This window comes from Streptomyces sp. M92 (genome assembly GCF_028473745.1).
Classification (GTDB): domain Bacteria; phylum Actinomycetota; class Actinomycetes; order Streptomycetales; family Streptomycetaceae; genus Streptomyces.
The window spans coordinates 5,804,510-5,823,597 of the sequence record NZ_CP101137.1 but is presented as its reverse complement, the minus strand read 5'-3'; the positions used below and the strand labels follow the sequence as shown (position 1 = coordinate 5,823,597).

Below are 19,088 nucleotides of genomic sequence, written 5' to 3'. Positions count from 1 at the left end.
TCCCCCCCTCACCGACGGAGTTCGGCCGCGCCACGCGATCAGATGCGGTGCGGGGGAGCCGTGCTGTCGGTCCAGTGCCAGTTCACCGGCTTCCACTGCCGCTTGAGGAGAGTGCGTTCCTTGGCATAGGAGCGCAGCGCGTCCTCCACCGTCTGGCCGAGGTCGCCGAGGGAGGCGGGGCAGGGGACGCGGAGCATGAGGTGTTGTGCGCGGTGAACGAGGATCAGTTCGCCCGCAGGGGTGCAGTCCGCGAGCGTGAAGTGCTTGAGCGGTTTGTACCGCTTGTCGTCCAGGTCGAGGCGTTGGGCGCGCACGCCGGTGGCCGTCCAGGCGAACAGCCCGTACCGGTTGAGGTGGTAGATCCGCTCGCGTGCGGGGTCGGCGGCGATCTCGAAGCAGAAGCCGGTGAAGGGGCTGTCGTGGTACAGGTGCATGCCACCGAGCCGGCCGACGATCTCGCCGGTGTCGCTGACCAGGACGAAGGCGAACCGCTGGCCGCGGCTTCCGCCCCGGTAGATGTGCCCGAAGACCGGGACGACGAACAGGTCCTCTCGTACGACTGCGGGCCGGCCGAGCCGGGCGTTGTGCCAGTCCCATTGCCGCCCGGTCGGTTCGAGCCCGGTGAGGTGCTCGGTCAGTGAGGGCCGCGGCCGGTGGCCCATGCCGACCGGCTCGCCGTTGAACAGGACGTCCGGCCGCAGGTCGGCTTCGGTGTGCTTGACGGGTTCCGCCTCCATGGAGGCCAGGGCCCGCAGCGTCGGCTTCGAGGTGGAGACGAGTGGCTGGTCGGTGATCGACACGATGTTGTTGAGCAGGTTGGCGTAGTTGTAGAGCCCGTACTCGCCGGTCGTGCACAGCAAGCGGCCGGCCGGAGTCGTGCTGATCCAGGAGGCGAACGGGTCGCGCGGGCCGTCGTCGTAGCTTCTGAGGGGCATACGGTGGCGGCCGGTCACCGCCGTGAGATCCGCGGTGACCAGATGGGTCTGGTCCCCCGGCCCGGTGACTGCGAGAGTTCCGTCGGGCAGGACGCACAAGCCTTTGGCCCACCACAGATCCTCGCCCAGCCCGGTCGTAGGCCCGCCGAACGTGGTGTCCTGGCGCAGGTACTCGCTCTGCCCCGAGACCGCCGTGGCGAGCGGAGTGCCGTCCGGGGCGTACCTGGTCAGCAACGAGTAGCCGAAGTGCGCTGTCGTCGGGGCGGCTTCGTCATCGGCCACGCCGCCGGTGTGACGGTGGACCCCGTAGAGGGCGTATATCTCGCCGGTGGGCGCGGTGGTGACGTCGTCAACCCTCATGCCCCAGCCGTCGGTGTACCTGCGCTCCAGATCGACGGCATGGTGATCGACGAGCGCGGACGGCAGCGGCACGGGTATCGCGTGAGTCATCGCGCCATTCTCACAGGCCCCACTGACAAAGGGGGCAGGCGTATTCGGCAGGTCAGGACGGCCATAGCCAGACCTCGACATCCATCGGCCGGGGGGGCGGCGGGACTGGAGTGCGGAACCTACTCGCTCAGCCTCACGATGCCCCAGCCCCTCCCGGCCGCTTCGGTCAGGACACGGCCCCAGTCCTCCAGCAGCGCCCGGAACGCCGGGAAGTCGCCGACCCAACCACCGGGAGCGGCGGCGTACGCGGTGAAGGGTTCGCGCACCGTGTCGAGGCCGGGACGCGCCCGCTCCCACACCGAGGCCAGGGCCCGGACGCTGCCCGGTGACCGCGCGAGCAGCACTCCGTGGGTCCGGGGACCGGCACCGGCGAGTGCCGGTTCGACGTGCTGCGCCGTACCGTCCGGTCCGTCCCAGACGAGCCCTCGCAGCAAGGCGTCCAACTCTTCCCGCAACGCGGCGCCGACGTGGTCGCGGACGGACTCCCACCGCTGCCCGGCCCAGAAGTGCGGCTTGAACGAGCCGCACGTGCCCCGAAACTCGTACACCGCGAAGAAGGGGGCGTCGGGCCCTCGCGGATGGCACCAGTCACCCTCGACCGCTGGGGCGTCGTGGTCCCACAGCCCAGTCTCGTCGGCGTACCAGGCGGTCCTCAACCGCGGCAGCCGCTCCTGGGGCGGGACCTCCTCCAGCCACGCGCAGTCGGTGATCAGCACCGTGATGTCCAACCCCATGTCCGTGAGCGTACCGACCGGCACGCCCCCCCCTGGCCTTCGGGCCCGCTCGCATCCCGGCACCCGGCACGGGCCATCGGTACCGGTGAAGACCCGTACCGCGGTCGACCCCGGCCCGAATGAGCCGCGGCGACGAACGCGATGGTGGAACCGGGCATGGGAACTGCCGGGATGCCCGGCGGTCTCGTAGGTGTCAGGGGCGATGCGGTCAGCCCACCACCGGCCGTGCCGTGGCCAGTCTTGAACGCCCGGCTCCATCGTGGGTGCCCCACATCGGGGGTGCGCGACCAAGGCGGCCGGAAGGGCTTGGCCGTCCCGTGCCTCGGACGAGAGCTGGAAACGCTTGGTGTCCATCCAGCGCTGGCCGTGGGAGCCGCCTGCTTGCACGTGACCGCAGGTGCAGGCGACTTCTGACCTCGGTCGTGCGAACGACGGCCCAGTGCTCGAGCTTCCGCCGATATGATCATGGCCATGACTGCATTGGAACCGACCATCCTCGCGACCTCCGGCGGGCACCGAGTCGGAGGGCGAACCAGGGTGGTGTTCGACGCTCTGGTGCATCACGCGGTTGACCTCTCCGGCGTGCATGGCCGACGCCCGCGCATCATGTACGTGGGTACCGCCATCGGGGACGCGGAGCACTTCACGACGCGTATGACCGAGGCCGCGCGGGTGGCGGGATTCGATCTGACGCCGCTGCACCTGTTCCCCATGCCCAACATCGATGACATCGAGGGCTCGGTCCTCGACCACGACGTGGTCTGGGTCATGGGCGGCTCGGTGGTCAATCTGCTGGCGGTGTGGAGAGCGCACGGTCTGGACCGCATCATGCATCGTGCCTGGCAGGCCGGTGTGGTGCTCAGCGGAGTCAGCGCAGGCTCCCTCTGCTGGTTCCAGGGAGGCGCGACCGACTCGTTCGGGCCGGAACTGCGCCCGGTCACGAACGCACTCGGTTTCCTGCCGTACGGCAACGGTGTGCACTACGACTCGGACGAGGGACGTCGGCCGTTGATCCACCGACTTGTGGCGGACGGCACCATACCTCCTGCTCACTGCACGGACGACGGAGTCGGTCTGGTGTACCGCGGAACGGAATTGGTGGAGGCCGTGACGGAAATCCACGGCAAGGGTGCCTACATCGTCCAGAAGGACGGGGCCAGGGCGGTGGAGGAACGCATAGAGCCCCGTGTGCTCACCTCATGCGGGCGGTGAGTGCTGATCCCGTCGACTGGCCGTCGAGCGCGGCCGACGGATTTCCCTTCCCTCAGACCGTACCGACGACTCAGCTGGTCGACGAGTTGTCAGCCATGCTGCTCTCGCCCGACCCTGAGGTCCGTGACGACTACGGCTACACCGCAACCGCCCGCTGGATCAGGGAAGGACCGCGGTACTGCTTTCAGGACTTTGCGGCCCGTCCGAAGCGTGGCGCGCTCTCGTCGTCGAGCGCCGACAGGAAGCCGCCCAGGGTGTCGGCGACCTCCTCCAGGCTGCGGGCGCTGAAGAGCACCGGCTGGTACCCGGAGATGTCGTACTCGGTGGCCAGCATGGCGTGAATGTCCAGCGGACGGATCCGAGCCTGCCGCAGGCGGCAGATCTCACCGGAGGAGGAGAGCAGAGCCGCCCCGTACGCCTTGGGTGTCCCTCCCTCGTCAAGCACTCCGTACTCCAGGGTGAACCAGTAGACGTCGCTGATCATCTGGAGGACGTCCCTGTTCTCGACGCGCTTCGCCGCGTCCCCGATCAGCCGGTAGACGTCGGCGAAGGCCGGCGAGGCCAGGTGGATTCCGTGACCGAAGACGTCATGGATGATGTCCGGCTCGGGAGTGAACATCGGTACGTCCGGGTGGCGGACGAACTGCACGGCGTGGAAGTAGCCGTCGGCCATCGATCCCAGGAACCTCTTGTTGCCGACCACACCGCCCGCGAGGGTGAAGTCGAAGCCCGTCAGCCTCCGCAAGTGCGGCCCGACCTCGGCGTGCTGCGGGATGTGGTCCGCCGGAACGGGCGCCTGTTCACGGGCGTCGAGGGCGGCACGGCAGGCATGCTGACGTTGGGTGTCCCAGAGCCGCTGGTGGACGGTCCGCCAGGTCCGCTGCTCGTCCTCGGTGTAGTCCACTCGCGGTGAGGGGTCACCGACCCGGTGGCCGCGGGCCAGCGATGCGATGGCCCGACGCCGCAGCAGATAGCGGGGGTCACTGAGGCCAGGGTGCATGGCGGCCGTGTCGAGCCGGCCGTCGGTCGCGATCGGAGTACGCACGCGCATGTCTCTCACGAGTCGATTGTTTCGGCCGGCGCGCAGCCGGAGCACCGGGACACGCCTGCCCCAGTGGCGCGTCATCCACGTTCCGCTCGGATTGCCCAGCCGCCCTGCTCTCCCGCCCCCGTCGAAGCACCCGGCCGCGGTCGGGCTCGAACGCCCGGTCCGCCGCGCCCACCGCCGCCGGGGCGCCTGGTCGCCACAAGATGGAGTCCACTGCCACCGCCACTGCCAGAGCCGGCGGCGCGCTCCGAGGAAGGCACATCACACTGCGAGTGTGTTCGGCCGGCCATCAGGCGGGTACGGCACCGATCAGACCGCCGTCGACGACGAGGTCCTGACCATTGACGTAGGACGCGTCGGACGAGGCGAGGAACGCCACTGCCGCGGCGACCTCCTCCGGGCGCCCGAAGCGGCCGGCGACGATCCGGCCGGTGATCGCCTGTGCCTCCGCCCGGGTCAGCGCGGCCGCAGGATACATCGGGGTGTCGATATAGCCGGGGCTGACAGAGTTGACTCGGACACCGCGCGGTGCGAGTCCGGCGGAGAGGGTTCGGGCCAGGTTGTGCACGGCGGCTTTGGTCGCCGAGTAGAGGGTCAGGACGCTGTTGCCCCGGTGGAGGGTCCAGGAGGCGTTGATGACGATCGAGCCTCCGTCCGCCATCAGCGGCAGTGCCTTCTGGACTGCGAAGAACACGCCCTTGAAGTTGACGTCGATGCCATGGTCGAAGTCCGATTCGGTGACGTTCTCGAACGGCAGGAAGGTGCCGGTGCCTGCGTTCGCGAAGAGGCCGTCGAGACGGTCGTGACGGTCCCGGACGGTCTCCATCAGCGCCTCCACCGCGCCGAGGTCGGCGGCGTCGGCGACGATGCCCGAGGCGTGCGGGCCGAGCTGGTGGACGGCGGAGTCCACCCGGGCGCTGGTGCGGCCGGTGACGATGACGTGGGCGCCTTCGGTGATGAGACGGTGTGCGGTCGCCAGGCCCATGCCACTGGTGCCGCCGGTGATGAGGATGGTCTTCCCGGTGAAGCGCTTCATGCTGGTCTTCCCGTCAGGACATGTGCGAGGTGGTCGGTCAGGTGGGGCAGCCAGTCGGGGCGGGCGTTACCGAGCAGGTGGTCGCCGTGTGGAACGGGCAGGTAGGTGCCGTGCGGCGCCAGACGGGCCAGCGGCTCGCCGTTCGTCACACCGGGAATGACGTCCTGACCGCCGTCCACGACCAGCAGTGGGGCAGCGATTCGGGGCGCCAGGACGGCGAGGTCCACGTGCTGTGCGAACGCGCGGGCGGCGTCGGCTCCTCCGGCGCGCCGGGCCATGATGGCCCGGACCGGCAAGGGCAGTTCCTCCCAGTCGAGGCGGAAGGGACCGCTGACCGTGGCAACGGCTGCCACACGCGGCTCCAGCGCTGCGGCTCGGGCCGCGAAGTAGCCGCCCAGACTCAGGCCGACGAGCCCGATGCGCGCGGCGCCAAGGGCATCGATCACCCGGCCCACAACCCGCTCATAGTCCGACACGAAGGTCGTCGTGGCCGCGAGCACCCCCTGTCCGGGGCCGTCCATGGCGAACACCGCCAGCCCCCTGGCCAGCAGTGCGGACACCAGATCGAGGAATTCCTCCTTGGCCGAGTCCAGTCCGGGGACGACGACCACGGTCCCCGGCGCGTCGGAGGCGCCACGCAGCCAGCCCGTGAATCCCTCGCCGCTCACTCGGCGCGCACCAGGTTCCAGCACGGTGAGAGCTCTGCTCAAGGCGTGATCCGCCTCGACGGCACCAGGATGTGCCCCCGCGTACGGCGCCAGGGTGGCCAGATGGAACCACCGGGCCGCCATCAACAGGTGCTCACCGGCTGAGACAGGTGACGCCGCGTCCTGTGCCCGCCGGACGTAGCTGTGCCCCGTGCGCAGGAACGACGGCCCCCAGTCGGCGACGGAGGTGAAGCCGGCGGTGACGCGCAGGTACTCGTGAGGGTCCACGCCCGCACCGGCGGCGCGTGTCCACTGGGCGGCGGCGAACTCGGTGGTGCTCACCGTGTTCCTCCGGTCAGCAGGACGGCTTTGCCGCGTATCCGGCGCTCTCGCAGATCGACCAGGGTTTCGGCGGTCTTCCCCCAGTCGGCGATGCGGTCGATCTCCGGGTGCAGCCGGTCCTGTTCCACGAGGCGCACCAGTGCCGCGAGATCGGAGCCGTACGGGGCGCCGGCGTAGTGGAAGTGCTGGATCGTGACGCGCTCGGGCCCTCGGAGGAGTTGGAAGAAGTCGAGGCACACAGGGGTGCGGCTCGCCTGGCCGAACCAGACGAGCGTGCCGCCCGGGCGCACCTTCGACAGGGCGATCGCCAGATCCGGCCCGCCCGTGGACTCCAGTACGGCATCGAACGGGCCATGGGCCGCCGCCACCTCGTGCACCACGTCGGCGCCCAGCTCCGAGAGCCGCGCGCCGCGCGTCGGCGTGGCCGTCACCGCGGTCAGCTCGGCTCCGGCCCCAACGGCCAGTTCGGCGACGAAGTGGCCGACGCCACCCGAGGCACCGGTCAGCAACACCCGTCGACCGGCCAGGGAACCGGTCGTACGCAGCAGCCGCAGGGCGGTGATCCCGGCCAGGGGCAGGGCCGCGGCCCGTGCGCTGTCGATGCTGTCGGGGAGTACTGCGAGGGAGTGCGTGGGCACCGCGGCGTACTCGGCCCAGCCGCCCTGGGCCGGGTGCCCGACCACGCGGGTGCCGATACCTGGGCCGGAGCCGTCGGCTGCCGCCTGCACGACCAGACCTGCGATGTCTTTGCCGGGCAGCAGCTCCGGCCGGGGCTGTTCAAGAAGGAATGTCTCGCCCCGGTTCGGTGCGAACGCCTCGACTTTGATCAGTACCTCACCGGGCTCCGGCACGGGCTGGGGAGCCTCGGCGAAAGCGACCGGGCGCGCCGCTTCTCCCGTGGGAATCAGTCTCTGCATGGAGACGATGCAACCTCCGCGCCTGCCCCACGATCCAACAACGCACAAGCAAGACCGACAACCTCCGGTTGTCGCCTATGGTGAGAGCTGTGGATCTCGACATGGCGCGGGTGCGTGCCTTCGTGCACACCGCCGAGGAACTGCACTTCGGCCGGGCGGCCGGGAGGCTCGCCATATCCCAGCAGGCGCTCTCCAAGAGGATCGCGCGGCTGGAATCCCAGCTCGGCACCGAGCTGTTCCGGCGCGGCGGCAACGGCGTGCACCTCACCGATGCCGGACAGCGCTTCCTCGCGCCGGCCCGGCAGGCCGTGGACGCCGCCGACATCGCCGTCGCGGCAGCGTTCGGCAACGACCGCCCGCTGCGCGTGGACGTCTGGGGGCACCTCTACGCGCCGATGCGGACGCTGGCCCAAGTCGCCGGACACGCGGGGGAGCTGGTGTTGGGGCACGGCCGCGATCTGCCGTCGGTGACAACGGCACTGCTGCACGGTGCCATCGACGCGGCCTTCGGCCGAGTCCACCCCCCGCTGCCCTCCGACCTTGCCCACCGCCTCGTCCGCCTCGAACCCGTCGACGCGGTGCTGAGCACCGACCACCCATTCGCGGCCGCGTCGGCTCTGAGGCCGGAGCAGTTGCGCGGGAGCGTTCTGCGGACACCCGGTGCGCTGCACCGACTCGACTTCCTCCACCGTTTCGTCGACCGATTCGGCATCGAGAACACGGCCCCGGGCGTCAACCTCGGGCTCGCTCACTTCCTCGCCGAAGTGGCGGCGGAACCACGGCAGTTCTCGCTGCTGCCCGCCGACGTGTCACTGCCGGACGTCCCCGGCCTGCGCTCCGTCCCCCTGGTCGAGCCCACGCCGCTGTACGCCTGGTCGCTGCTGTGGCGCTCCGGAAACGGGCACCCGGGGCTGAACGGCCTGGCCGCCGCCTGCGCTGAGGAAGCGGGACGAAGCCGATGGCTGGAGTACGACCCGGCCCGCGACTGGCTGCCTGAACCACCCGCGGGCGGTCCCGGATCTGAGTGACCTTGTGGACACCGCGCCGAAGACGCCGGCGGCCCGGTGACTCGGCGTCCGCCGGACCGGCGGAGCCGGGCGACACCGTCCCCGTCCGGGGAGACGCGGAGGAATCGGCAGCATCGTTCCCGTAGCTCATACGGGGGTGCTTCGACGCCTCCTGCCCTTCACCGGCAGTTCTCCTGGCTGACGCTTATCAGCCCCGCGAAAACCTGAAGAGCAGGCGCACATATCCGAATCATCATGCTGTGATCCACGGCACACGTTCCGGGGCCTGACGGTGGGTTAGGCTTCAGCCGCATTCTGTTCGTCTGTCAGAACAGCATGGCGGGGGCAGGGGGTGCCTGGGGGTTTTCCAGGGGGAGCTTCCTTTCGGACCTGGCGTCACCTCGCGTTGCCTGAAAGGGACTTCACGTGGCACCTCGCCTTCGTCGACGGTCGCAGGCCGGTCTCGCGGGGACCTCCCATGTCACTGGCAAGTGGACCGCCGTCGCCTTCGCCGTGATGACACCTTCCGCGGCTGCCACCGGTGGGTGGCAGAGAAAAGGCCCGCCGCCTGCGCTCAGGGATTTCGGTCTCCTCCGATGTGATCCTCACGGAAAAGGGGATTCTGATAGGAAGCTCGACGGCCGCGTTCCGCCGTCCGGGCAGGAGACATTCTCCCTGGAAGGAGGCACTCTGTCCCGGCCGGAACTCGTGTGACCGGCTGAGACCCGGCAGGTGGGCGCACCGCCTCGTTTCTCTCACAAGTCCTGACCCGGTCCGCGCGGCCGGAGCCTTCCGGTCGAGTCTGCCGAACGTTGCGTCGGGGCGCCCCGACGTGGCCGGATCCTAATCCTTTGGGGAACATTCTTGATAGCCAATCGTTCACGCCTCATGTGGACCACGAGCGCCGCCGCGGCGCTCGCCACACTGCTGACGACCGCTCCCGCGCACGCCCTGCATGGCGCCGATGCCCCCGCCGGGCTCGGCTTCACCGCGAAGATCAACGTCGGGGAGCAGGCCGCCTGCACCGGCACACTGGTCTCGCCCCGGTGGGTGCTGACTGCTGCCTCCTGCTTCGCCCCGGACGGTAAGCCCGCCGCCGGCAAGCCCGCCGTCAGCACCACCGTCACCGTGGGCCGCACCGACCTGACCCAGACCACGGTCGGGGCCACTCGGGCGGCGGTCGAACTCGTCCCGCACCCCGACCGGGACCTGGTCCTGGTGAAGCTGCAGACCGGTGTCGCAGGTGTGAAGCCGGTCGCCCTGGCCGCCACGCCGGTGGCGGCCCAAGAGAGCGTCCAGGCAGTCGGCTTCGGCCGCACCAGGACGACGTGGGTCCCCGACAAGCTCCACACCGCTTCGTTCACGGCAGCAGGCGACGGTTCGGCCGACGTCGCTCTGACGGCCACCGGCGACGCGGTCGTCTGCCAGGGAGACGCAGGCGGACCCGTCCTGCGAGAGGCGGGCGGGACGCGGGAGCTGGTCGCCGTCACCAGCAGGTCGTGGCAGGGCGGATGCCTCGGCATGCCGTCCACGGAAACCCGGACGGGGGCCATCGCGACCCGCGTCGACGACGTGCGGTCCTGGATCACCGGCACCGTGTCCCTCGTTCCGGGCGACCTGAGCGGCGACAACAAGCCCGACCTCGTCGCGGTCGACAACCTCGGCAAGCTGTACCTCTACCCCGGTACGGGCACCGGCGGTCTCGGCACACGCACCCTCATCGGGACGGGCGGATGGTCGGGCGCCTCCGTCACCCATCGAGGTGACTGGACCGGGGACGGCATGGAGGACATCGTCGCCCGCGTCGGCAGCGAGCTGCGCGTCTACCCCAACCGCGGCGACGGCTCGCTCGCCACACCGATCAGGATCGGCACCGGACTTCCCGCGAACGCCCAGGTCGTCGGCGTCGGTGACGCCACCCTGGACGGACAGCCCGACCTCGCCGTCTCGTACAACGACAAGCTGTACATGTACGCGGGCGTCAGCAGTCCCACCCCGTCCGTGGCCGCACCCGTCCAGATCGGCAACGGTGGCTGGGGGGTCATGAGCCTGACCGCACCCGGCGACGCCGACCGGGACGGACGGGTCGACCTGCTCGCCCGGGACTCCCGTGACGGCATCCTGTACATCTACCTCGGACAGGCCAACGGAACGTTCAGCGACCGGACCGAGTACGGCCATTCGTACACCGTCAGCTGGCGGCCCCTGATCGCCGGAGCCGCCGACGCCAACCGCGACGGCGTCGCCGACATGTGGACCACCGCGGCGGACGGCACCCTGAAGTTCTACAAGGGCGGGACCTCGATCCACGGCCCGGTCGACGGGCCGAGCGTTCAGGTCGGCAACGGCGGCTGGAACGCCATGAGGTCCATCAGCTGATCCTCGTTCCGCCCACTCGCGGATCCACCCGGTCCGCCACGGCCGGGAGCATTCGGCGGGTCCCGTGAACACGAGGCCCGCCAACAGCTCCCGGCCGTCCGGCCGCGCCCCCGGTCAGCTCGCCGCACCCCAAGCGTGCCGGGACATCCGGCACACCCCGTACGACGCCGGCGAGCCGTCCCTCTCCTCCTCCGACCCTCGCATCCGTCAGACGGTGCCCGGCGGGCGGCGTGGTGCGGGAGAGTGAGTTATGTGGTCAGAGACGCAGCGGGCCCGTACGTAGGCGTTCGCCAGTCCCCGGAGATTGTCGCGCGTTTAGGTGGGGGTAGGTTCGCGCTCGGCACCCCGATGCGCATCTGCGTACCTGCAACATCGTCGCAGCGGACCGATCATGGTTCTTCACCCTGTACTTCGACGCCACCGGGACCGAGCTCCTGGCGTGCAGCGGCGTCATGAACGAGCGGCTCATGAGGGGGACGGTCAGAAGCTCCAACTGTAGAGGCCGCCACGCGTACTCGTCGCAGCCGCCGCGAGGCGGGAAACGCCCTGCATGACGGCGAGGAGGTCATCGTCGGTCATGTCGTCGCCGTCCTGAGACCGCAGCCGCGTACTCCAGCGGCCTGCGAGCTCTTCGAGTTCGGCGGCACTCGCCTGGCCGAGCGCTCGAGTCAGCCTCTTGGGCAGAGCGAACACCTCAATGCCATCGTTCAAGGGGGCGGTGACCCACTCCGGCCACGGCCGCCACGCGTAGAGCTGCTCAAGCGGCGGAGTCTTGGCCGAAGGCGCCTGGAAGTACATGTCCCACTCGGCGATGGCCGTGTCCGGCTCAATGAAGTGGCAGGTCACAGACTCGAATGCCTCGCCAGGTCCCCGCAGACGCGTGGCAGCGGCGGCTGCGTCGTCGGGGGCGAGGAAGAACACTATGTCGTGGGCCATCCGAGCATGATGACAGCCCGCCGAGCCGGCGCGGATGCCAGATGCCAAGGCCAGACAACACCCGACTCGACCAGGCACGTGCGGCTGAACCCGCTCCAAACCGCGCGGCCTCTCTGTCAGTGGCCACTGCCAGGATGCGCCGGTCAACTGCAGGACCGGGAGAGACCATGGGCACTTGGGGCGTCGGCCTCTTCGGCAACGACCCAACAGCGGACTTTCCCGGTGGCCTTGACAAGGTAGCCACGGGCGAACGTGAGGGCATCGTCCGCAGCCCACGCCGCGTTTCACAGGCCGTCGGCGCTCATCCGCTCTCCCGCGGGAGCGGCTGCCTCGACCACGGGTGCCTGGCACGTGGGCTGCGTGCGTCCAGGGAGCGTTTCCGTAAAGCCCCGTCCTGTCACATCCCGCACGGCTCGTTCGTCGTACCGGTGAAGACGGTGGTTCCGTGGAGGTGGCGATGCAGTATGCGCTGATGATCTACTCCGAGCCAGGCGCGGAGGAGACACTGTCCGACGCCGAACGCGCGGCCGTGCTCGCCGGGTACGCGGCCCTGGCCGACGACGACCGGTGCCTCGACGGCACGTGGCTGCAGCCCATGGAGACAGCAACGAGGCTTCGTAGGGCAGGTGGCGAGGTGCTGTTGAGCGACGGCCCGTTCGCGGACACGAAGGAAGTGCTCGGCGGCTTCCGTCTCGTCGAGGCGGCCGATGTCGACGAGGCCCTGGAGCTGGCGGCACGGGTTCCGGCCGTCAGGCTGGGCGGGACCGTGGAGGACAGGCCGGTGAAGAGGCGCTGACCGGGCTGGCGGAGGTCTTCCGGGAGGAGTGGAGCGGGGTACTGGCCTCTCTGGTCGGGTTCCTCGGTGACTTCGACCTGGCTGAGGAAGTGACGCAGGACGCGTTCGCGGCCGCGGCGGAGCGCTGGCCGGTCTCCGGGACCCCGGCCAATCCTCGGGAGTGGCTGGTCACCACCACCCGCCACCGGGCGATCGACCGGGGGCCGCCGAGATACGACGATGCCGTAGCGGGCGGACTCCTTCGCCGACCGCAGCACGCGCATGCCGGCAGGAGTCGCCGTGAGACCGTCCGATGCCGGCCGCTTCAGACTGTCTCCGCGCATCGAGCGCTGAGCTGAACGGTGCGGAGGGCGACGCACCCCGTCGCGTCGCAACCCGTGTCCGGCCCCGGGACGCCCGAGGGCGGCACCCCTCCCGGGATGCCGCCCTGCGATGCGTACGGCCGCGCCGGGGCGCGTTCGTGTCAGTGTGAGCCGACAGGCGTCCGCTCCTGCGGGAAGGAGTCCTCGTCCGACGAGCCCCAGCACTCCACCTCGCCGCGCAGACCCGGCACCTGGTCCTTCCGGAAGACCGGGTCGAGGCCCTGGCCGCGCTGGGCCATGTAGTCGTCGAGCAGGCGGAAGGCGACCGCGCCAAGGGGGACGATCGCGATCAGGTTGACCAGGACCATCGCGCCCATCGTGACGTCCGCGAGGCTCCAGACCAGCGGCACGGAGCCGATCGCGCCGAGGACGGCGCAGGCGATGACCACGGCGCGGTACGAGTTCATCACGCTCTTGCTGCGTGTGATGAACTGGATGTTGGACTCGCCGTAGTAGTAGTTACCGATCATGGAGCTGAAGGCGACCATGAAGACCACCAGGGTCAGCAGGTGACCCGCCCAGTCGCCGAGCGAGCTGGTGAAGGCGGACTGCGTGACGTCCGCGCCGCCGCGCTCACCGAGGGTCGGGTTGGCGGACAGGATCACGAAAGCGGTCATGGTGCAGATGACCAGGGTGTCGAAGTAGACACCGAGGGTTTGGACCAGGCCCTGCTTGACCGGGTGGGTGGTCTCCGCGGACGCGGCGGCGTTCGGGGCGGAACCCATGCCCGCCTCGTTGGAGAACATGCCGCGCCGCACGCCCTGCAGGATCGCCGTACCCACGGCGCCCCCCGCGACCTCGCGGAAGCCGAAGGCCCCGCCGATGATGTCGCCGAGCATGCTCGGCACGCTGCCCAGGTTGAGGAGCACGATGACCAGACCGACCAGCAGGTAGAGCCCGGCCATCACCGGGATGATGACCTTGGTGACGGCAGTCAGGCGCTTCACCCCGAAGAACACCGCCAGTGCGAGCAGCACGGCGAGCACAATGCCGAGGGCGGGGTCGAACCAGGAGGCGTCCGAGCCGAAGGAGCCCTTCGTCGCCACCGTGATGGTGTTGGACTGCACCGCGGTCAGCACGAACCCGAACGTCAGCGTGATCAGCACGGCGAAGACCACGCCGAGCCAGCGCATTCCGAGCGCCTTCTGCATGTAGTAGGCCGGGCCACCGCGGTATGTACCGGGTTCGGTGTCGCGCACCTTGTACAACTGCGCCAGGACCGACTCGACGAACGCCGAGGCACCGCCGATCAGAGCCATCATCCACATCCAGAAGACGGCTCCGGGGCCGCCCATGGTGATCGCGGTGGCCACGCCGGCGATGTTGCCGGTGCCGATCCGCGCGGCGGCGGAGATGGTGAAGGCGCCGAAGGGGCTGACGCCGGACTGCGGCTTGTCCTTGAAGACCCGGAACATCTCCGGGATCAAGCGGATCTGCACGCCCTTCGAACGCAATGTGAACCAGACGCCGACTACGGCGACCAGCGGGATCAGCAGATATGTCCAGAAGACGTCGTTGAGGTCGACGACCCAGGTTTCCAACGTGCTCATGCGAGTGCTTCCCGGTTCCTCGTGAGTCGGGGAGTCGACCCGGCTTCCGCATGCGCACAGGTCGTGTACAGAACGGCCGGCCGGGCCGGGTGGCGCGGAGGCAAAGACTCCGCAAACCTCAGGACCCTAGGCTGGCGTCGTAGCCCCTGCCTATAGTTCCTGAACGTGGGCTACCTCACATGACTCCGGCAGCCGTCGGCGCAGTTCTGGACTCTCGGCAGCTGAGCCACGTGCTCCGCCTGTGGTGTCGATACAACGGTGGTCAGACTGTCCTGGCCGCGAGAACTCATCGCTCTGTCCGTTCTGGGGGCAGACGGAGTTGACCCGATCCGGCACGCCTCTGATCAGTAGGGTCATGGTCCTATGAAGGGTCTGATCGTGCTGTCCGCTGCGTTCGTCGTTTTCGTCATGCCGACTTCCCTGGTATGGCTACTGGCGCGGCGCGCGAGAGTTCCCGACTGGATCCTGGCCGGGTTTCTGCTGGCCGGGTGGCTGACCGTGTTCGCCGGCTGGTTCCTCTCACAGCGTGCGCAGCCGGGTCTGTTCCCCGAAACATCGCCCTGCCACGGCATTCGCGCCACCCCTGTCTCGCAGTACTTCCCGCCCGACGCGTTCTGTCGCCACGCTGACGGAGAATTGCGGACGGTCAACGGGCCGGACGCCAAGTTGCTGTTCTGGGCCGCAGCCGGCATCACTGTGGCGATGCCGATCGCCGCCGTCCGCGCGCGGCGTCAGGCGGTGCGCCGCAGTGCCCCGACCGTGACGAGCAGGAAGACGCCCGCCGAGCCGCGAAAGGGTGCCTGACCGTGGTGGTCCAGCGATCGCCACGCTCCTGGCGTACGTGCCGTTCGTTCCGCTGACCAGCTTGTCGTACGCGGTGGTCAGTACCTCGTCCCACGTGCGACCGATCGGCAGCTCGAAGTACGGGAACCGGCTGCCCGAGGTGAGGTGACTGAGGCGTCGGAGCTGCGCGGGCCGCAGGTCCGGTTCGTGGACGCTGGCTACGGCGACATGTGCACCGGCCGGCGACGGGGGAGGTGGATCTCAGTCTTTGCCGGTGGGAGGGCCTTGCTCTAACCGGCGTGAACACGGTGTGGGAGCCGGTCCGAAAGGGCCGGTCCCGGAGCCGCCGCCGGTGGGGCGCGGGGGGCAGGGGCCGTGCAGGGCCGCCCATCGCAGGAGCAGGCGGGTCTTGTCGTCGGTGATGCGGCCGTCGCGGGTCATGCCGAGGGTTTCGGTGAAGGGCAGCTCGAGGACTTCGATGTCCTCGCCTCCTTGCGGGTCCGGTAGCGCGCGTAGATCAGTCCGCTGTCGAAGGAACGTTTCTCGACCAGTTCGAGTTCGAGGCGCACACCGTCGGGAAAGAACCGCTTGCCGCCGCCGACCACGCTCGTGGTGATGAACAGGTGGTACTCGTCCACCAGGCCGGCCGCGATCGCCTGGACCGCGAGGTTCGGACCGTCCACGGTCAGGTCGCGATCGGCCTCGGCCTTGAGCTCGCGCACCGCGTCCGGGTCGAAGGTCCGCTCGATCCTCATCGTGCGCTCCACCAGCCCGACCTCTTTCAGCCGGGTGATGAGAGGGGACAGCGCGCTCTGGCGGAGGTGAACCCGGCCGACCAGATTCTGCACCCGGCACCGGCAACCGTCCTCGGCCCCTCGGCCACCAGGATGTCGAGCACCTCCAAGTCGCTCGCGCCCAGGCCGTGCGAGTGCAGTGCGCGGTCGATCTCGCACCTGGTGCGCGCGTGCCCCGAGTGGATCTCCCGCCAACGCTCCCCGAGCCGCGCACCGGCGGTCCTGGCTGCCGTACGTGCAGGAAAACACCGGGACCCGCCGTCGGCTGTCCGGGCAACCGACGCGCACCCAAGAAGACCGCCTCGCACGCGCGGACCGGACTCCGGCGTGGGACTCAGGCCGAGGCCCGCCGCACCAGTTCCGTCGGCAGGATCACCGCGGCCGGGTCCTCGCCGCCGATCTGGGCCAGCAGCACCCGGACCATCTCCGCGCTGATGCGGTCCCACGGCTGCCGGATGGTGGTCAGCTGCGGGCTGGCGGCGACCGCGGCCGGAGAGTCGTCGAAGCCGCCCACCGCCACGTCCTCGGGCACCCGCCGCCCGGCCCGCTGCAACGCGGCCAGCACCCCCTGCGCCATCAGGTCGGAGGCGACGAAGACCGCGTCCACGTCCGGGGCCCGCGCCAGCAGCCGCTCGGCGCCCGCCTCGCCGCTGGCCCGGCTGTAGTCGCCGGACACCACCAGCCGCTCGTCGAAGGCGACGCCCGCCTCCGCCAGCTCCTCCTTGTAGCCGGCCAGCCGCTCCACACCGCCCGGGGTGTCCAGCGGCCCGGTCACCACCCCCACCCGCCGACGCCCCAGCGACAGCAGGTGGCGGACCATCTCCCGGGCGCCGTCCCGGTCGTCGGCGGCCACGTAACTCACCTTCGCCCCCAGCCCGATCGGCTTGCCGCACGCGACCAGGGGCACCCCCGCCGCACGCAGCTCCTCGGCGACCGGGTCCCCGGAGTGGCTGGACACCAGCAGCACCCCGTCGACGTGCCCCGCCGTGATGTACCGCGTGATGCGCCGCCGTTCGTCCTTCGTCCCGGCCAGCATCAGCAGCAGCGGGACGTCGTGCGCGGCCAGCGCCTGGGTGCAGCCGCGCAGCAGGACGTTGAAGTTGGGGTCCTCGAAGAACCGCTCCTGCGGCTCGGTGAGCAGGAAGCCCACCGAGTCGGAACGCCCGGTGATCAGCGACCGGGCGTGCCGGTTGACGACGTAACCCGTCTTGCGGATGGCCGCGTTGACGGCCTCCTCCGCGGCCGGACTGACGTAGTGCCCGCCGTTGAGCACCCGTGACACCGTGCCCCGCGAGACCCCGGCCTCGCGTGCCACGTCGTGGATCGTGGGCGGTCGGCGCCGGCCCCCCGTGTTGCTCATGGTCATGACTTTACGGCCCCGGAGAGCAGGTCGAGGCTCCAGAAGCGCTGGACGACGAGGAACAGGGCGACCAGCGGCAGCACGGCGAGGAAGGCACCGGTGATCACCAGCGTATAGAGCGCCGGGGTGCTCGCGCCCTGCTCCAGCAGCGTGTGCAGGCCGAGCGTGATCGGGAACTTCTCGTCGTCGCTGAGCATGATGTACGGCAGCAGGAAGTTGTTCCACACGGCCACGAACTGGAAGAGGAACACCGTCACCAGCCCCGGCACCATCATCGGCAGCGCGATGCGGATGAAGATCCGCCACTCGCCCGCCCCGTCCATCCGCCCGGCCTCCACCACGTCGGCGGGCACGGTCGCCGCGGCGTAGATCCGGGCCAGGTAGACGCCGTACGGGGACAGGACCTGCGGGAGCAGCACGGACAGGTACGAGTCCGTCATGCCCGCCTCGGCCAGCAGCAGGTACTGCGGCACCGCGAGGATGACCGGCGGCATCAGCACACCGGCGAGGAGCACGTTGAAGAGCGCCTCCCGGCCGCGGAAGCGGTAGGTCGCCAGCGCGTAGCCGCTGACCGCCGACACGGCCGTGGACAGCAGGGCGCCGAGACCGGCGTACAGGGCCGAGTTGGCCATCCACCGCCAGTAGACCCCGTCGCGGTAGGCGCTCAGGTCGCCCACGTTGTCGGTGAAGCCCGTGCCCGGCAGGAAAGTGAAGGTGGAGAACAGTTCGCTGCCCGACTTGGTGGCGGCGACGACCACCCAGACCACCGGCAGCAGGCAGTAGAGCGCGCCGAGGGCCAGGGTGAGCGTCGGGACCAGCGCCGTCCGGCGGCGGCGCGGCGGCCCCTGGGCGGTGCCGGGCGTGGTGCCGGCGGCCGGGCGGGTCTTGCGGACGGCGAGGGTGCTCATCGGGGTGCCTCCTGCTTGTTGCGCCGGTTCGCGGCCCGCAGGAACCCGAAGGACAGCACCAGGGTGACGAGCGCGATGATCGCCGCCTGGGCGGCGGCGGAGTGGATGTCGCCCTTGCCGAAGGCGTCCTGGTACACCTTCATCAGCGGACTCCAGGTCGTGGAAACGGAGTTGGTCAGGGGCTTGAGGGTGGTCGGCTCGCTGAACACCTGGAGGGTGGCGATGATCGAGAAGAAGAACGTCAGCACCAGCGACGGAGCCACCATGGGGATCTTGATCCGCAGGGCGATCTGCAGCGGGGAGGCGCCGTCCAGCCTCGCCGCCTCGTACACCTCGGTGGGGATGGCCCGCAGCGAGGTGTAGATGACGATCATGTTGAAGCCGGTGCCGCCCCACACGGCGATGTTCGCCAGGGCGAAGTAGAGCGGACCGCCGTCGAGCAGGTCGGGCTGAGGCAGTCCCAGCCGGTCGAGCGCGAAGTGGAACGGGCTGACGTCCGGCAGGTAAAGGAAGCCCCACAGCAGCGCCGCCACCACGCCGGGGATGGCGTACGGCAGGAAGATCGCGAGCCGGGTGACCGGGGTGAACCGCACCCGGTCGGAGTCGAGCATCAGGGCGAACAGCAGGGCCAGGCCCAGCATCACGGGCACGACCAGGCAGCCGTAGCCGAGGACGCGCAGTGCCCCGTCCAGCAGCTCGCTGTCGCCCAGGGCGTCGGCGTAGTTCTGGAAGCCGGCCCAGACCTCCTTCCGGGCCCCGGCGCCCAGGCCCAGCCCGGACACCTCCACCTTGCGGAAGCTGAGATACACCGCGTAGCCGATGGGCAGGGCGAAGAACAGCATGAACAGGGCGGTCGCGGGGAGGAGGAAGAAGTAGGGGGCGCGAGGGGCTC

17 protein-coding genes and 2 pseudogenes are annotated in these 19,088 nt (G+C 69.8%); 6 read left to right on the top strand and 13 right to left on the bottom strand.

Translation table 11 applies throughout. From position 1 onward, the window contains the following. Window positions 1-38: 38 nt before the first annotated feature. Together M6G08_RS26490 and M6G08_RS26485 are read right to left on the bottom strand one after the other, a co-directional pair. On the bottom strand, window positions 39-1,385 hold the full coding sequence (locus tag M6G08_RS26490; RefSeq protein ID WP_272589630.1) for a hypothetical protein: 1,347 nt from the start codon (window positions 1,383-1,385) through the stop codon (window positions 39-41). Between the two features lie 119 nt (window positions 1,386-1,504). After that, window positions 1,505-2,119 (bottom strand): hypothetical protein, encoded by a 615-nt coding sequence (locus tag M6G08_RS26485; protein ID WP_272589629.1) that lies wholly within the window; start codon window positions 2,117-2,119, stop codon window positions 1,505-1,507. Between the two features lie 471 nt (window positions 2,120-2,590). Here M6G08_RS26485 and M6G08_RS26480 point away from each other — a divergent pair, with 471 nt between their 5' ends. Further along, window positions 2,591-3,331 (top strand): Type 1 glutamine amidotransferase-like domain-containing protein, encoded by a 741-nt coding sequence (locus tag M6G08_RS26480; protein ID WP_272589628.1) that lies wholly within the window; start codon window positions 2,591-2,593, stop codon window positions 3,329-3,331. Between the two features lie 184 nt (window positions 3,332-3,515). On the opposite strand, the gene M6G08_RS26475 is transcribed toward M6G08_RS26480, so the two are convergent. The 4 genes from M6G08_RS26475 to M6G08_RS26460 form a co-directional block, all read right to left on the bottom strand. Next, window positions 3,516-4,382, bottom strand: a complete 867-nt coding sequence (locus M6G08_RS26475; RefSeq protein ID WP_272591437.1) for a phenylalanine 4-monooxygenase — start codon at window positions 4,380-4,382, stop codon at window positions 3,516-3,518. A gap of 286 nt (window positions 4,383-4,668) precedes the next feature. Beyond that, window positions 4,669-5,415 (bottom strand): SDR family NAD(P)-dependent oxidoreductase, encoded by a 747-nt coding sequence (locus M6G08_RS26470; protein ID WP_272589627.1) that lies wholly within the window; start codon window positions 5,413-5,415, stop codon window positions 4,669-4,671. After that, entirely contained in the window at window positions 5,412-6,404 is a 993-nt protein-coding gene (locus M6G08_RS26465; protein ID WP_272589626.1) for an alpha/beta hydrolase family protein, read from the bottom strand. Before M6G08_RS26465 ends, M6G08_RS26470 begins: the two co-directional genes overlap by 4 nt. Beyond that, complete coding sequence (locus M6G08_RS26460) at window positions 6,401-7,321, bottom strand: zinc-binding dehydrogenase (RefSeq protein ID WP_272589625.1); 921 nt, start codon at window positions 7,319-7,321, stop codon at window positions 6,401-6,403. Before M6G08_RS26460 ends, M6G08_RS26465 begins: the two co-directional genes overlap by 4 nt. 89 nt (window positions 7,322-7,410) lie before the next feature. On the opposite strand from M6G08_RS26460, the gene M6G08_RS26455 reads away from it, so the two are divergent. Beyond that, window positions 7,411-8,349: a LysR family transcriptional regulator gene (locus M6G08_RS26455; protein ID WP_272589624.1), complete on the top strand. Its 939-nt coding sequence runs from the start codon at window positions 7,411-7,413 to the stop codon at window positions 8,347-8,349. Window positions 8,350-9,216: 867 nt separating this feature from the next. After that, window positions 9,217-10,707: an FG-GAP-like repeat-containing protein gene (locus M6G08_RS26450; RefSeq protein WP_272589623.1), complete on the top strand. Its 1,491-nt coding sequence runs from the start codon at window positions 9,217-9,219 to the stop codon at window positions 10,705-10,707. 480 nt (window positions 10,708-11,187) lie between these two features. On the opposite strand, the gene M6G08_RS26445 is transcribed toward M6G08_RS26450, so the two are convergent. Next, window positions 11,188-11,643 carry a hypothetical protein gene (locus M6G08_RS26445; RefSeq protein ID WP_272589622.1) on the bottom strand — a complete coding sequence of 152 codons (456 nt, stop codon included), beginning with the start codon at window positions 11,641-11,643 and terminating at the stop codon, window positions 11,188-11,190. Window positions 11,644-12,088: 445 nt separating this feature from the next. Between M6G08_RS26445 and M6G08_RS26440 the strand changes: the two genes are divergently transcribed. Then, window positions 12,089-12,439 carry a YciI family protein gene (locus tag M6G08_RS26440; protein ID WP_272589621.1) on the top strand — a complete coding sequence of 117 codons (351 nt, stop codon included), beginning with the start codon at window positions 12,089-12,091 and terminating at the stop codon, window positions 12,437-12,439. Beyond that, window positions 12,436-12,777, top strand: coding sequence for a sigma factor (locus M6G08_RS36125; protein WP_443049021.1), 342 nt, complete (start codon window positions 12,436-12,438; stop codon window positions 12,775-12,777). Before M6G08_RS26440 ends, M6G08_RS36125 begins: the two co-directional genes overlap by 4 nt. Window positions 12,778-12,902: 125 nt before the next feature. Here the strand turns inward: M6G08_RS36125 and M6G08_RS26435 are convergent, their stop codons facing one another. Further along, on the bottom strand, window positions 12,903-14,351 hold the full coding sequence (locus M6G08_RS26435) for an alanine/glycine:cation symporter family protein (protein ID WP_272589620.1): 1,449 nt from the start codon (window positions 14,349-14,351) through the stop codon (window positions 12,903-12,905). Window positions 14,352-14,714: 363 nt separating this feature from the next. On the opposite strand from M6G08_RS26435, the gene M6G08_RS26430 reads away from it, so the two are divergent. Further along, a complete protein-coding gene (locus M6G08_RS26430; protein ID WP_272589619.1) occupies window positions 14,715-15,155 on the top strand; it encodes a hypothetical protein in 441 nt (146 codons plus the stop codon). 240 nt (window positions 15,156-15,395) lie between these two features. On the opposite strand, the pseudogene M6G08_RS26425 reads toward M6G08_RS26430, so the two are convergent. The 5 genes and pseudogenes from M6G08_RS26425 to M6G08_RS26400 form a co-directional block, all read right to left on the bottom strand. Further along, window positions 15,396-15,623: pseudogene (locus tag M6G08_RS26425) on the bottom strand (hypothetical protein); the annotation flags it as partial. Continuing rightward, window positions 15,572-16,113: pseudogene (locus tag M6G08_RS36120) on the bottom strand (dihydrofolate reductase family protein). The pseudogenes M6G08_RS26425 and M6G08_RS36120, both read right to left, overlap by 52 nt. A gap of 149 nt (window positions 16,114-16,262) precedes the next feature. Beyond that, the gene (locus M6G08_RS26410; RefSeq protein ID WP_272589618.1) at window positions 16,263-17,294 is read right to left on the bottom strand and encodes a LacI family DNA-binding transcriptional regulator; all 1,032 of its coding nucleotides are present in this window, start codon (window positions 17,292-17,294) and stop codon (window positions 16,263-16,265) included. Next, window positions 17,291-18,196, bottom strand: a complete 906-nt coding sequence (locus tag M6G08_RS26405) for a carbohydrate ABC transporter permease (RefSeq protein ID WP_272589617.1) — start codon at window positions 18,194-18,196, stop codon at window positions 17,291-17,293. Before M6G08_RS26405 ends, M6G08_RS26410 begins: the two co-directional genes overlap by 4 nt. Next, on the bottom strand, window positions 18,193-19,038 hold the full coding sequence (locus M6G08_RS26400) for a carbohydrate ABC transporter permease (RefSeq protein WP_272591435.1): 846 nt from the start codon (window positions 19,036-19,038) through the stop codon (window positions 18,193-18,195). The genes M6G08_RS26405 and M6G08_RS26400 overlap by 4 nt, the downstream gene beginning before the upstream one ends. Window positions 19,039-19,088 lie beyond the last annotated feature (50 nt).

Bases quoted from the DNA above. Each gene is read 5' to 3' on its own strand.
- M6G08_RS26490 (WP_272589630.1), bottom strand. From the start codon at position 1,385: ATGACTCACGCGATACCCGTGCCGCTGCCGTCCGCGCTCGTCGATCAC.
- M6G08_RS26485 (WP_272589629.1), bottom strand. From the start codon at position 2,119: ATGGGGTTGGACATCACGGTGCTGATCACCGACTGCGCGTGGCTGGAG.
- M6G08_RS26480 (WP_272589628.1), top strand. From the start codon at position 2,591: ATGACTGCATTGGAACCGACCATCCTCGCGACCTCCGGCGGGCACCGA.
- M6G08_RS26475 (WP_272591437.1), bottom strand. From the start codon at position 4,382: ATGCGCGTGCGTACTCCGATCGCGACCGACGGCCGGCTCGACACGGCC.
- M6G08_RS26470 (WP_272589627.1), bottom strand. From the start codon at position 5,415: ATGAAGCGCTTCACCGGGAAGACCATCCTCATCACCGGCGGCACCAGT.
- M6G08_RS26460 (WP_272589625.1), bottom strand. From the start codon at position 7,321: ATGCAGAGACTGATTCCCACGGGAGAAGCGGCGCGCCCGGTCGCTTTC.
- M6G08_RS26450 (WP_272589623.1), top strand. From the start codon at position 9,217: ATGTGGACCACGAGCGCCGCCGCGGCGCTCGCCACACTGCTGACGACC.
- M6G08_RS26445 (WP_272589622.1), bottom strand. From the start codon at position 11,643: ATGGCCCACGACATAGTGTTCTTCCTCGCCCCCGACGACGCAGCCGCC.
- M6G08_RS26435 (WP_272589620.1), bottom strand. From the start codon at position 14,351: ATGAGCACGTTGGAAACCTGGGTCGTCGACCTCAACGACGTCTTCTGG.
- M6G08_RS26430 (WP_272589619.1), top strand. From the start codon at position 14,715: ATGAAGGGTCTGATCGTGCTGTCCGCTGCGTTCGTCGTTTTCGTCATG.
- M6G08_RS26410 (WP_272589618.1), bottom strand. From the start codon at position 17,294: ATGACCATGAGCAACACGGGGGGCCGGCGCCGACCGCCCACGATCCAC.
- M6G08_RS26405 (WP_272589617.1), bottom strand. From the start codon at position 18,196: ATGAGCACCCTCGCCGTCCGCAAGACCCGCCCGGCCGCCGGCACCACG.
- M6G08_RS26400 (WP_272591435.1), bottom strand. From the start codon at position 19,038: ATGCTGTTCTTCGCCCTGCCCATCGGCTACGCGGTGTATCTCAGCTTC.